This is a genomic window from Longimicrobium sp., from assembly GCF_036399255.1.
Lineage (GTDB): Bacteria > Gemmatimonadota > Gemmatimonadetes > Longimicrobiales > Longimicrobiaceae > Longimicrobium.
This window is the reverse complement of record NZ_DASWNM010000066.1, coordinates 15,697-28,674: the sequence shown is the minus strand read 5'-3', so window position 1 is coordinate 28,674 and position 12,978 is coordinate 15,697. Positions and strand designations below refer to the sequence as shown.

The 12,978-nt window shown below is 71.3% G+C and carries 12 protein-coding genes; 10 read left to right on the top strand and 2 right to left on the bottom strand.

The window, feature by feature from the left end:
• Nucleotides 1–150: 150 nt before the first annotated feature.
• Nucleotides 151–2,910, top strand: coding sequence for a primosomal protein N' (priA, locus tag VGC13_RS09885; RefSeq protein ID WP_331125081.1), 2,760 nt, complete (start codon nucleotides 151–153; stop codon nucleotides 2,908–2,910).
• A gap of 138 nt (nucleotides 2,911–3,048) precedes the next feature.
• Here priA and VGC13_RS09880 read toward each other — a convergent pair whose 3' ends face one another.
• Entirely contained in the window at nucleotides 3,049–3,318 is a 270-nt protein-coding gene (locus VGC13_RS09880; RefSeq protein ID WP_331125080.1) for a hypothetical protein, read from the bottom strand.
• 325 nt (nucleotides 3,319–3,643) lie between these two features.
• On the opposite strand from VGC13_RS09880, the gene VGC13_RS09875 reads away from it, so the two are divergent.
• The 7 genes from VGC13_RS09875 (at nucleotide 3,644) to VGC13_RS09845 (ending at nucleotide 10,572) form a co-directional block, all read left to right on the top strand.
• Nucleotides 3,644–3,988 (top strand): hypothetical protein, encoded by a 345-nt coding sequence (locus tag VGC13_RS09875; RefSeq protein WP_331125079.1) that lies wholly within the window; start codon nucleotides 3,644–3,646, stop codon nucleotides 3,986–3,988.
• 299 nt (nucleotides 3,989–4,287) lie between these two features.
• A complete protein-coding gene (locus tag VGC13_RS09870; RefSeq protein WP_331125078.1) occupies nucleotides 4,288–5,475 on the top strand; it encodes a glycosyltransferase in 1,188 nt (395 codons plus the stop codon).
• Nucleotides 5,476–6,525: 1,050 nt separating this feature from the next.
• On the top strand, nucleotides 6,526–7,146 hold the full coding sequence (locus VGC13_RS09865) for an HNH endonuclease (RefSeq protein ID WP_331125077.1): 621 nt from the start codon (nucleotides 6,526–6,528) through the stop codon (nucleotides 7,144–7,146).
• A 602-nt stretch (nucleotides 7,147–7,748) separates the two neighbouring features.
• Nucleotides 7,749–9,002, top strand: coding sequence for a M20/M25/M40 family metallo-hydrolase (locus tag VGC13_RS09860; protein ID WP_331125076.1), 1,254 nt, complete (start codon nucleotides 7,749–7,751; stop codon nucleotides 9,000–9,002).
• Nucleotides 8,999–9,280, top strand: a complete 282-nt coding sequence (locus tag VGC13_RS09855; RefSeq protein ID WP_331125075.1) for a hypothetical protein — start codon at nucleotides 8,999–9,001, stop codon at nucleotides 9,278–9,280. The genes VGC13_RS09860 and VGC13_RS09855 overlap by 4 nt, the downstream gene beginning before the upstream one ends.
• Before the next feature lie 87 nt (nucleotides 9,281–9,367).
• A complete protein-coding gene (locus tag VGC13_RS09850; RefSeq protein WP_331125074.1) occupies nucleotides 9,368–9,679 on the top strand; it encodes a non-heme iron oxygenase ferredoxin subunit in 312 nt (103 codons plus the stop codon).
• 260 nt (nucleotides 9,680–9,939) lie between these two features.
• Nucleotides 9,940–10,572: an SGNH/GDSL hydrolase family protein gene (locus VGC13_RS09845; protein WP_349264197.1), complete on the top strand. Its 633-nt coding sequence runs from the start codon at nucleotides 9,940–9,942 to the stop codon at nucleotides 10,570–10,572.
• 207 nt (nucleotides 10,573–10,779) lie between these two features.
• On the opposite strand, the gene VGC13_RS09840 is transcribed toward VGC13_RS09845, so the two are convergent.
• Nucleotides 10,780–11,772, bottom strand: coding sequence for a DMT family transporter (locus VGC13_RS09840; RefSeq protein ID WP_331125072.1), 993 nt, complete (start codon nucleotides 11,770–11,772; stop codon nucleotides 10,780–10,782).
• 250 nt (nucleotides 11,773–12,022) lie between these two features.
• On the opposite strand from VGC13_RS09840, the gene udk reads away from it, so the two are divergent.
• Nucleotides 12,023–12,664 (top strand): uridine kinase, encoded by a 642-nt coding sequence (udk, locus tag VGC13_RS09835; protein ID WP_331125071.1) that lies wholly within the window; start codon nucleotides 12,023–12,025, stop codon nucleotides 12,662–12,664.
• A 20-nt stretch (nucleotides 12,665–12,684) separates the two neighbouring features.
• A complete protein-coding gene (locus VGC13_RS09830; protein ID WP_331125070.1) occupies nucleotides 12,685–12,954 on the top strand; it encodes a hypothetical protein in 270 nt (89 codons plus the stop codon).
• The last annotated feature ends 24 nt before the right edge of the window (nucleotides 12,955–12,978 follow it).

The window sequence follows — 12,978 nt, the reverse complement described above, 5'->3', positions numbered from 1 at the left end:
GTGTGCGGCATCCCACGCACCGGTGCGTCCGCTCCCCGGTAGCCGCGGGTGCGGGGAGCGGAGACACGCCACCCGCGGCAGACGGTAGATTCCTCAGTCGGCGCCATGGGGATTGGGTAGGGGACGGCTCCGTGCGGCGCCTCCTTCGGAATGACAGATGGAAGCGTCCGGAGTGGGGGGCGCATGATCCTCCGTGAGCGGCTGGGCTCAGAGCCCGTTGCGGTTGAAGCCCCGTTCGGCGAGCGCAAGCGAGCCGGGACGGGGCTTGTCGCTTTCCCAGCAGCGGGTTTACCCGCTCATCGCCGGGGCATCCCCCGCGCATCCGCGCCCCATCCCCTCGCGCCGGGAACCCCGGGTGTACAGATTGGAGCCCGACGCGCGCGAGATTGCATCGCCCGCTATTCCCTATTCCCTGTTCCCTATTCCCTGCAGTTGTTCGTCCAGGTCGCCCTTCCGCTGCCGATGCCGCGTACGTTCACGTACGCCGTTCCGCCCGAGCTGCGCGCCGCCGCGCGGCCGGGCGCGCGCGTGCTGGTTCCGTTCGCCAACAAGGAAAAGATCGGCTGGATCGACCGCGAGGCGCCGGCGCCGGACAAGCCGGGCCGCGTCAAGCCCGTCTCCGCCGTGCTGGACGCGCACCCCAGCGTCACGCCCACCATCCTCAAGCTCAGCCGCTGGATCGCGGACTACTACCTGGCGCCGCTGGGGCTGGTGCTGCGGACGGCGCTTCCCGCGGGGCTCACCGACTCGTCCACCGACTACGTCTCCCTGCTCCGCGAGCCGGTGGAGCAGGAGCTGTCGCCGCTGGAGATGAAGCTGATGGCGTGGCTGGCGGACACCCAGGGACCCCAGGCCGTCCTGCGCCTGCGCCGCGAGCTGGGCGACCACGGCTGGTGGCCCGTCATCCGGCGGATGGAGGAGCGCGGCTTCGTGCGGGTGGAGACGGAGGGGCCGCGCATCGAGCACGCCGTCAAGACGCGCCGCGTCCTCCGCATCGTCCAGGAGCTGCCCACGCTGCTGGCGCGCGAAGAGGCGTTCGGGCGGGCGAAGCGGCAGCGCGAGGCGTACGAGACGCTGGAGTCGCTGGGCGGGCGCGCGGAGGCCGCGCACATGACCGCCGCGCTGGGCTTTGGACCCGACATCATCCGCCAGCTGGTCAAGAAGGGCTTCGTCGCGGCCGAGGACGAGGTGGTGTCGCGCGATCCGTACGCCGAGATGCCGGTGGCCGAGGCGCCGCGGCTGAATCCGACTGCCGCGCAGGCCGGCGTGATCCGCGAGCTGGTGAAGGCCAGCCGCACGAAGGAGCCGGGCACCTTCCTCCTCCGCGGCGTCACGGGATCGGGAAAGACGCTGGTCTACATCGAGCTGCTGCGCGAGGTGGTGGAGCGGCAGGGAAAGACGGCCATCGTCCTGGTCCCCGAGATCGCGCTGACGCCGCAGACGGTGGGGCGCTTCAAGGCGGTGTTCGGCGACCGGGTGGCCGTGCTGCACTCCGCGCTCAGCGAGGGCGAGCGGTACGACGAGTGGCGCTCGCTACGCGCGGGGGAGAAGCAGATCGTCGTCGGCGCGCGCTCGGCCATCTTTGCGCCGTTGGCCAACCTGGGCGCGGTGATCGTGGACGAGGAGCACGAGGGCTCGTACAAGCAGGCCGAGGCGCCGCGCTACCACGCCCGCGAGGTGGCCGTCGTCCGCTCCACCATCGAGGGCGCCGTCTGCGTGCTGGGAAGCGCCACGCCGTCGCTGGAAAGCTGGAGCAACGCGCGGGCGGGAAAGTACGCGCTGCTGGAGCTGCCGGACCGCGTGGGCGGCCAGCCCATGCCGCCCATCAAGGTGGTGGACCTGCGCGCGGAGCGTAAGCGGGTCAAGAAGACGACGGGGCCGCTGCAGGAGCCCGCGCCCGTCATCCTGAGCGACGTGCTGGTCGAGGCGGTGCGCGACCGCATCAAGCGCGAGGAGCAGACCATCCTGCTGCTGAACCGCCGCGGCTACGCCACCTTCGTGCAGTGCCGCGAGTGCGGGCAGGTGTGGCACTGCCCGCAGTGCAACGTGTCGCTCACCTTCCATCGCCGGCGGGCGCGGCTCACCTGCCACTACTGCCTGCACGAGGAGGCCTCGCCCAAAATCTGCTCGGCGTGCGGATCGGACGACCTGAGCTTCAAGGGGGTGGGGACGGAGCAGGTGGAGCGCGCGGTCGAGGAGGCCTTTCCATCCGCCCGCATCGCGCGGATGGACGTGGACACCACGGCCGGCAAGTGGGCGCACCACACCATCCTGGGGCGGGTGGAGCGGGGGGAGGTCGACATCCTCCTGGGCACGCAGATGATCGCCAAGGGGCTGGACTTCGCCAACGTGACGCTGGTGGGGGTGATCAACGCCGACACGGGGATCAACCTCCCCGACTTTCGCGCCACGGAGCGCACGTTCCAGCTGCTGACGCAGGTGGCGGGGCGGGCGGGGCGCGGGCCCAAGGGAGGCGAGGTGTTCATCCAGACGGCGCTTCCGCACCACTACGCGGTGGAGCGCGCCACCGAGCACGACTTCGTGGGGTTCGCCGACCGCGAGCTGGAGACGCGCCGCGAGCCGTCGTATCCCCCGTTCTCGCGGCTGGTGAACGTGGTGATCAGCGGCGTGGAGGAAAAGGCGACGCAGGAGGCCGCCGTGGCCGCGGCGGACTGGGTGAGCGGGCTGCTGGCGGCGCGCGCGGTGCGCGACGTGGCGCTGGTGGGGCCGGCGCCGTGCCCCATCGACCGCATTCGCAACCGCTGGCGCTGGCACTTCATCCTGCGCTCGCCCAGCGCAAAGACGCTGGGCAAGGTGGCGCGCTACTTCTTCGAGAAGTACCACGCGGGCGGCAGCAAGCAGGCCGAGCTGCGCATCGCCATCGACCGCGATCCCGTGGCGCTGCTGTAGCCGCCGGGCTCCCGGCGTCTCCTCCGCGTTCCCGCGGACGAAAAGGGAGGGCGGCGGACCCGTCCGCGCCACGAGCAAAAGCCCCGCCCCCGTGTCCGGGGGCGGGGCTTGCTCGTTGCGCCGCGCGCGGTCCTGGTCCTAGTACGGGCAGCTGTTCGGATTGGGGCAGGTGTACTGGCCACAGTTGGTGTTGGCGGTGCCTCCCGTACCGGTGCCCCAGCAGGCCGCCCAGTCGCAGGTGCGCTGCCCGCAGTCGGTGTGGTAGCACGAGGGGAACTCGTACGTGGCGTACGCCGGGCAGGTCTCGGTCTCATGGCCATGCACGGTGCCGCGGAGCGGGGCCGGGGTCTGGACGGTGGGAAAGGAGTTCACCGTCAGGTCCGACACGTCCAGCTTCATCTTCTTCATGTGCAGCTCCAGGCGAGGGGTGGGTCGCGGGTGAATCGGAGGAACAGATAGTATTGTCTATTCGTGAGCCCGTGACAAGGATGCTCGATGATGGCGGGACTGCAGCCGCCGATCGATGTGGAATCAAGGCGGTGCTGCATCGGCCGAACACGGCTCCCGTTTCCCTGCTGCTCGTCAGGACCCTTTCCGTGGCGGGGAAACAGACGGCGTGCGTGACAGATTCCGCATCCCTCCAGATATTGGAAAGGTCCAGGCGGAACGCCGTCCGGACGCGGCCGCGGGCGTGCGGCCGCTTTCACCACCACGCATGGAATGGAAACCGGCCATGAAAAAGCTCACGCTCGACCTGAACACGCTGCAGGTGCAGTCGTTCGCCACGGACGAGGATGGCGTGCTTCCCTTCGGCACGGTGCACGGGCGGCAGAAGCAGGGGAACACGGGGATCGACGACACGGACTGCTCGGCGGTGGACGCGTGCGCTTCGGCGCGCGGCTGCAGCGTGGTCGCCGAGTGCCGGCCCACGCAGGGAAACAACTGCCCCTCGGCCGCGCTGGAGTGTCCCACGTCGCGCGGGTGCACGCGCCCGCCCGAGTGCCGGGACGCGTCGGCGGTGGATGCGTGTCCCTCGGCGCGGGGGTGCACGGAGATCGATTGCGTCGGGACGCCGTGACGCGGGGTTGGGTGAAGGGGTGAACGGGTGAAGGGGTGAAGGGGTGAGGAGGTGAACCCCATCGTCGTTCGGCAGGCGGGTTGGATGAGCGGTGAACCCGCTGCTGGGAAAGCGAGAAGCCCCGTCTCGGCGACGCTCACGCGTCACCGAACGGGGCTTCACCTTCATGTGATTCGCGAGGGCCTGCGCGGCGGTTGCGCTTCATCGAAACGAAGTGCTTCGGAGAACGGCGGTCGCCGCCTACATTGGGTGGATCGGTTTCCGCATCCTCGCCCAGCCTTGCCGAACACGCGCATCTGATGAAGCTGGTGATCCACAACGGCGCCCGGGTGTGGGGCGGCAACGAGAAGTGGATGTTGACGGTGGCGCAGGGGCTGGTGCGCCGTGGGCACACGGTCGTCGTCTGCTGCCGGCGGGGCGGGGACGTGGCGCGGCGGATGGCGGCGGCGGGGATCGGGGTGGCGGACGCGCGGCCGGGGGCGGGGCTGGACCTGCCGCGCGCCCTGGGCTTTGCGCGCTGGCTGCGGCGCGAGCGGCCGGACGCGGTGCTGCTCACGTCGTGGAAGGGCGGGGCGTGGGGCGCGTGGGCGGCGCGGCGGGCCGGGGTGCCGCGCGTGGTGGTGCGGCTGGGGATCGTCCGCGTGCCCCGGCGGTGGGATGCGGTGCGCTGGTTTCGGCACCGGGTGGATGCGCTGATCGTCAACGCGCCCGAGATCGTGGAGGCGTGGCGCCGCGAAGCCGCCTGGTTTCCGGCGGACCGCATTCACCTGGTGCTCAACGGCATTCAGCCGGCCTCCGTCGACCGCGACCGAGCCGCCGCCCGGCTGCGGGAGGAGGTGGGGGCGGATGCGGGGACGCTGCTGATCGGGGCAGCGGGGCACGTGACGCACCGCAAGGGCTTCGACGTGCTGCTGGATGCCTTCGCGCGCGCCGGTTTCGCCGACGCGGGCGTGGTCGTCGCGGGCGACGGGCCGGAGCTGGCGAGCCTGCGGCGGCGCGCGCGCGAGCTGGGGATCGCGGAGCGCGTGCACTGGCTGGGGCACCGCGACGACGTGGCGGAGGTGCTGGCGGGGTGCGGCGTGTTCGTGCTCAGCAGCCGCAACGAGGGGATGGCCAACGTGATGCTTGAGGCCATGGCCGCGGGCACACCGGTGATTGCCTCGGAGATCGCCGGCGTGCGCACGGCGCTGGGGGATGATGCGGACGGCGTCCCCGCCGGCTGGATGGTGCCTCCGGAGGATGCGGATGCCCTCGCCGCCGCGCTGCGCCAGGTCGCTGCGCTGCTGCGAGACGATCCGGCGTCCGTCGATGCGCGGACGGGCGAGGCGCTGCGGCGCGTGCGCGACCGCTTCGGCGTGGATCGCATGGTGGCGGAGGCGGAGGCCGTGCTCCTGGGCCGCGCGGTCGATGAGCACGTCGTGGCGCCCGCCACGCCGCCCGTGTCCGCGCTGGCGAGCGCGGGCGCCGATGCCGCGGGTCGCGACTGATGAGTGTCCGTAACTCCTCGAGGCGTGCTTCCAACCCTGAAACCACACGAGAACGTGACTTCCTGAGGGAGCGCACCACGTGCAACCAGAAGCTACACGACAGATTGCGCGCGACCGAAGGACCTGCTCTCGGCCACTGTGGGGCTGGTTTCGGGTGACGTAGCCAGCCCCTCGGTTCTGCCGGGGAGGTCCTTCGGTCGGCGCCAGGACTCATCCACAAGAGGGTACGAGCACTCACTGGCCCCAACCATTCTGTCATTCCGAGGGAGCGCACACCCGGCACTTGCCCGACCACAGAACCCGGCGCGCGACTGAGGAATCTGCCCGCCTCCTCGTGGCCTGCCGCGATACCCCACACTGGCCCCGTCTGGCTGTTGCGGCGCCGCGGGGACTGCGCGGGCTGCCGCGTCCGATTTCGAGCAGGCCGACAGTAGATTCCTCGGCCCTGCAACCTGTGGACGCGAGCGTCGGAGGGCAGCGTGGCCGGGCCTCGGAATGACAGTCTCGTTTTCATCTGGCACGGTGCGAGCGCCGCTGGAGGTGTCCGCATGCGCGGACAGCATCGGCCTGGAGCACGGGTGTAGATCAGCCCCGCCACACGTGCGATCGAGTGCAGGCGGGGCGTTTTCGCAGGCACGACGCCGGATTTTGTCCGATGGCGCGTACTGCCGGTGCGGTGGCACAAATCAAGCAGCCACAAACGTTTGCGCGCGATGGCGCACGGGTGCGGTGGAACCGTCCCCAGGCGCCGGAGAAGAGGCGGGCCACAAGATGTGGTGCAGCAGGTTGACGAAACGCCCAACCTGTGGCATCCTTCAGCTTAGCCGTCAGTCCGTACGTGCGGCGGCGCTCCCCTCCCGCGGCATCGTTTCCGGATCGTATCGCACACGTGCCGGGCTCGTTACCGCAACGAGGTCCCCGCGCGGGGAGACGGGCGCCAGGTTTCGCACGGATTCTTGCAATCAACCCACAACAGCCAGGCCGGCGCATAGAAGCATAGAAGACAGGTAAACGCCCTCGGGGAAACAGAGAAAGGAGGGAGCAAGGCAAATGGGGTGTCTGGCGCTGAACGCATCGTACGAACCGCTGACCATTCTGCCGGTGGAAAGAGCCCTGCGGCTGGTGTTCGACCGCAAGGCCGAAGTGCTGGAGGAGGATGAGGCGCGCATCTACCGCTCCGCGAAGGAGCGGGTGGCGGCGCCGCTGGTAATCCGCCTGAAGCGCTTCGTCCACGTGCCGCGCAGGTTCCGGCGGCAGGTTACCAACACCTTTCTGTTCGCGCGCGACGGGTACCGCTGCCAGTACTGCGGCCGGCACAAGGGCCAGCTGCGGGGACGCGAGTTCCTGACCCGCGACCACGTTCTTCCCCTCTCCCGCGGCGGCCTGAACACCTGGGACAACGTCGCCACGGCGTGCAGCGGCTGCAACAACCGCAAGGCCAGCCACCTGCCCGAGGAGATCGGGATGCACCTGCTGCACCGGCCCAAGGAGCCCAACTATGTGGAGCTGGTGTGGGCCGTGCGCCGCGTGACGCACGTGCAGGCCAAGTACATTGCGATGTTCTACGGCGAGGAAGTGCTGGCCGCGCTGCTGAAGCATTCCGACGAAGACCACGCGCACAGTCAACCGCACGGGCACGAGCCCGCGCGTCACCTGGCGCTGGTGGACTGAAGGCGGGCCCGTCACCATGACCGGCCCGCCTTCTCTTTGCGAAGGCCCTCCGCCCGGCGTCTGACGGGCGGAGGGCTTTTGGCGTCTGGGGCGATGGGGTGCTTCGACCAAGGATGCGCTGCGTCCGCCGGGCGCCCCCTCCGCTCGCTTAGGCTCGCACCTCCCCCAATGCTGGGGGAGGTTGGGGAGGCCGAGGGATCGGGGGTGCGGCGAAGGGGATTGGGCTGCGTCCGCTGGGTGCCCCTCCCCCGGCCCCTCCCCGTTCGTTCCTCACGAAGAGGGGAGAATTCGATCCCGCTCCGGACAGTCTGTCGGGCGCGTCACCTCTCCCCCGCGCAGTTTGCGGGGGAGAGGCCGGGAGAGGGGGGCCGCCCACCACCCCGCACGTGATCATCCGGAGCGGAACGCCGCCAGCCCTGCACCAACCTCCCCCAGCAGTTTTGGGGGAGGTGGGCGAGTAATGCGAGCCCGGAGGGGGCGCCCGGCCGACGCAGCCCAATGCCTGTCGTCGCACCTGCCGTGGCCCCGCCGTGGCGCCGTGCCGCGCGCCGGCCTACATTCGCGGCGGAACCGTCGCATCCCCGCACCGACCGAGAACACCCATGCAGCACCCCGTCCGCATTGCCGCGGCGGCGCTTCCGGCGCTGCTGATCGCATCCGCCGCGCAGGCGCAGCAGCTTCGCGTGCCCGACCGCGACCCGCGCGTGCGCCAGGCGCTGGAGGCCGCGCGCGCCGGCGAGGCGCAGACCATCGAAGACCAGATCGCCATCTGCCAGATCGAGGCGCCGCCCTTCAAGGAGCAGCGCCGCGCCGAGGACTACCGCCGCCGACTGGAGGCGCTGGGGCTGCGCAACGTGCGCATCGACTCGGTGGGCAACGTAATCGCCGAGCGGCCGGGCGAGCCGGGGGAGCCCGTCGTGGTCATCTCCGGGCACCTGGACACGGTGTTTCCCGAGGGGACGGACGTTACGGTGCGCCGCGAGGGGACCACGCTGCGCGCCCCGGGCATCGGCGACGACTGCCGGGGGCTGGCGATCCTGCTGGGGATCGCGCGGGCGCTGGACCAGGCACAGGTGCGCACGCGCGGCACCATCGTCTTCGTGGGGACGGTGGGCGAGGAGGGGGCGGGGAACCTGCGCGGCGTGCGACACCTGTTCGCCCGCGAGCTGCGGGACCGGGTGGACTACTTCATCTCCGTGGACGGTACGGGGCTGGGGCTGACCAAGGACGCGGTGGGGAGCCACCGCTACACCGTCACCTACCGCGGCCCCGGCGGCCACAGCTACGGCGACTTCGGCGCGCCCAACCCGGTGCACGCGCTGGGCCGCGCCATCGCGAAGATCTCGGACTTTTCGGTGCCCACGGACCCGCGCGTCACCTTCAGCGTGGGGGTGATCGAGGGCGGCACCTCGGTGAACTCCATCGCCATGAGCGCGGCCATGCAGGTGGACATGCGCTCGGTGGATGCGGGCGCGCTCGACGCGCTGGACGCGCGCCTGCAGACGGCCCTGCGCCAGGCGCTGGACGAGGAGAACGCGCGCTGGAGCCAGGGCGACCGGCTGACGATGGAGATCGACACCATCGGCATTCGCCCCGCCGGCACCCAGCCCGCGGATGCGCGGATCGTCCGCGCGGCGACGGACGCGGGGCGGGCGCTGGGCTTCGACGTGCCCGCCATCGCCAGCAGCACCGACGCCAACATCCCCATCGGCCTGGGCATTCCCGCGGTCACCATCGACGGCGGCGGGCGCGGGGGCGGCGCGCACTCGCTGGGCGAGTGGTTCGACACGGCCGACAGCCACCTGGGCACGCAGTGGGCGCTGCTCTTCGTCCTGACGCTGGCGGGGGTGCGGTGACGCGGATGCGCGCGGTGCGCCTGCTGCTCCTCGTGGCGCTGGTGCCGCTGGCCCTGCTGTCGCTGCGCCGGACGCAGACGGTGGAGGCGTGCACGGGGCGCGGCGGCACGTGGGACGCGCGCACGGGCAAGTGCGACACGCGCAGCTTTCAGTCGGAGCCGCCGTTCCACGTCGGCCGGCGGGACGTGGTGCTGGGCGCGGTCCTGGTGGCCCTGGGCGGCGCGGCGACGGCCGTGCTGCTGCGCCGCCTGGCCGTCCGCGGCCGCCGCGAGCGCTGACGGCGCGGTCCGCTTGCCGCGGGGCGGCGGCGGCGCGCATCTTGGGGCCGGTTCAGCCCATCCAAACGAAGAGACGAGAGAGCATCGATGCCGGAATACGAGGCCGGGCCGCTGTCCGGGGTCCCGGAGGGGGAGGCGCGCGAGTTCGTGCTGGGCGGGCGCGAGATCGTGCTGTGCAACGTGGAGGGCGAGATCTACGCGCTGCAGGGGATGTGCAGCCACGAGGACCTGCCGCTGGACGGCGGCGAGGTGGACGGCACCACGCTGGTGTGCAACTGGCACGGCGCCACGTACGACGTGTGCACCGGCCGCGCGACGGGCCTTCCCGCCACCGAGCCCCTGCAGACCTTCGAGACCCGCGTGGACGACGGCCGGGTGTTTGTGACCATCCCGGGTTGATCCGCCTCCCCGGGCTAAAGCCCGGGGCTGGAACCGCCAGAAGCCCCGCCCAAGGCTCGCAAAGCTCGCCAGGCGGGGCTTCGACGTCGGTACGCAGAGCCCCGGCCGGATCCTCCCGCGCCGGGGCTCTCCGTCTGGCGCTCAACCGGATCAACGCGCATCATGGGCAAATGATGCGGATGATGGGATTCGTCCTGATCGTGATCCTGGCGGCGTGCGCGCGGCCGGGCGACCTGCGGAACGGCGGAGGGGCGGGGGAGATGCGATTTCTGGCGCTGGGCGATTCGTACACCATCGGCGAGGGCGTCGATGAATCGGAGCGGTGGCCGGTGCGGCTGGCGGCGCTGCTGCGGGAGCGCGGCGCCGCGATCGGCGATCCGCGGATCATCGCGCGCACCGGCTGGACGACGGACGAGCTTTCCGCCGCCATCGACGAGGCCGATCCGCGGGGGCCGTACGCGCTGGTGACGCTGCTGATCGGCGTGAACAACCAGTACCGCGGGCGGAGCACGGAGGAGTACCGCGCGGAGTTCGCGGAGCTGCTGCGGCGGGCGATCGGCTTCGCGGGCGGGGAGGCGTCGCGCGTGGTGGTGCTGTCGATCCCCGACTGGGGCGTGACGCCCTTCGCCGACGGCCGCGACCGCGCGCAGATCGCGGCGGAGATCGACGCCTACAACGCCATCAACCGCGACGAGGCGCGGCGGGCCGGCGCGCGGTGGGTAGACGTGACGGGGCAGAGCCGGGACGCGGGTGCGGACGTGGCCTTCCTGGTGTCGGACGGGCTGCATCCCTCCGGCCGCGCGTACGCGGAATGGGCACGACTGACCCTGCCGGAGGCGGTGGAGGCGCTTGGGCCCGCATCCGCGGGTGCGGCGCCCCGGCCCCCGGGTTGAAACCCGGGGGCTGGAACTGCCATAAGCCCCGCCCTGGGCTCGCGGAGTTCGCCCGGCGGGGCTTCACCTGCGCGCGTGGGCGGCGCCCGTGCACGTCCACGAAGTTGAAGCCCCGTTCGGCGACGCGTCAGCGGCGCCGAGACGGGGCTTTTGGCCGTTTTAGCCTCGGGCTTCAGCCCGTGGCGGCTGGTTCGCGGATGGTTACGCTCACCCCGCCGGTTTCGCCTTTGCGCGCCGCGCCAGGGCCAGGGTGCTCGCGATGATGAGCGCGGCGCCGGCCAGGGTGCCCCAGTCGGGAAGCTCGGCAAAGAAGATGATTCCCCAGAGCGCGGCGAACACGATCTGCAGGTAGCCGGTGGCGGTGGCGCGGCCGGCGCGCTCCAGACGCAGGCCGTGCGTGATGGACACCTGCCCCAGCTGCGTGCTGACGCCGATCCCCAGCATCACCAGCCACTCCCGCGGCGTGGGCCACACCGCCCCCGGCAGTGCCGTGGGAACCGAGGCGATCACCGAGACGAGCGCGAAGTAGAAGACGATGACGGACGCGTGCTCCGTTTCGCCCAGCTTGCGCACGGTGACGTACGCGCAGGCGCTGCACAGGGCGCCCGCCAGCCCGATCCCCACCGTCAGCGGGTCCAGCGCCGCGCCCTCGCCAAACAGGAACGACGGACGCATCACCAGCGCCACGCCCGCCATGCTCACCAGCACCGAGACCACCTCGCGCCGCCGCAGCCGCTCGCCCAGGAACGGCACCGCGATCAGCCCGGCGAACACGGGGTTGGTGTACTGGATGACGGTGGCGTCGGCCAGCGGCAGGTGGACGATGGAGTGGTAGAAGGCGGAAAGCGCCAGGAACCCGAACACGCCGCGCTGGACCAGCAGCCTGCGCCGGCCGGGCGTGCCCCACCACCCCACGCCGGCCGCGCGCACCGCCCAGGCGCTCAGGATGAAGGTGATGATGGCGCGCACCATCACCACCTCCTGGCTGGGAAGCCGCTGGCCGGCCATCTTCACCAGCAGGCTCATCACGCTGAAGAAGAACGCGCCCGCCGCCATGTACCGCATTCCCAGCGGAAAGCGCGCGGGCGTGGCCGGACCGGCGTCCTCGGTCTCGATCCCCGCCACCTCACCGGTAAGCTCCGGCGTGGCGGCGGCCGCTTCCCGGGCGGCGCGTTCCCGTCTGTCGTCCTGTTCCGGCACGTCCCTTGTCCGTCCGAGTGTCCGTCGTCGGCGCGGAAGATAGCCCCGGGCGCAAGGCCGCGGGTGAACGGGTGAGCGGGTGAGCGGGTGAAGCCCCGCCGGGCGAGCTTTGCGAGCCCTGGGCGGGGCTTGTGGCGGTTCCAGCCGCGGGCTTCAGCCCGCGCTCTCTTGCCGAACGGCGCCCGGACGTGTATCCCAAGTCAGCCGGGCGGCGCGGGGACGGCCGGGATCAACGTGCAGACGGGGGCAGATGAAGCCGTTCCTGATCGGGATCGCGGGGGGCACGGGGTCGGGAAAGACGACGGTGGCGCGGCGCATCTACGACTCGCTGCACCTGGATTCCGCCGTCTTCCTGGACTACGACGCGTACTACAAGGAGCTGGGGCACCTGTCGCTTGAGGAGCGCGCGGGGATCAACTTCGACCACCCCGACTCGCTGGACAACGACCTGATCGTGCACCACCTGCACGAGCTGATCGCCGGGCGGCCCATCGCCAAGCCCGTCTACGACTTCTCGGCCCACACCCGCGCGGAGCAGAGCATTCCCGTGCAGCCGCGCGACGTGATCCTGGTGGACGGCATCCTGCTCTTTGCCGAGCCGCGGCTGCGCGAGCTGTTCGACCTGAAGATCTTCGTGGACACGGACGCGGACGTGCGCTTCATCCGCCGGCTGCGGCGCGACATCGAGGAGCGCGGGCGAACGATGGATTCCGTGATCGAGCAGTACCTGACCACCGTGCGGCCCATGCACTTCGAGTTCGTGGAGCCCACCAAGCGCTACGCCGACGTCATCATCCCCCGCGGCGGCCAGAACCGCGCGGGGATCGACGTGGTGGCCGCCCGCATCCGCGAGCGCCTGGCCGAAAAGGCCCGCGAAGAGACGGCCGCCTGACCCGCCGCGCGGGAGGAGCGATGGACGAGGACCTGGAGGGGATGTCGCGCGAGGAATTGATCGCCCACGCGCGGGCGCTGCGGCAGGGGATCCGCGCGCACCGCGACGGCACCGGGCAGGAGCTCTGCTGGCACCATCCCGCGCTCTGGGGGCTGCTCCCGGAGCGGCAGGACCCGCTTCCCACCGTTCCCGCGTGGCCGCAGTTCATGCGCGGCTGCGTCCGCTACCGCCAGTCGCTGGACGAACAGCTCCCCCACGCCCCCCGCTCCACGGAGGAGCACCGGGAGTGAGCCGATTCCAATCCGGCGGATCGA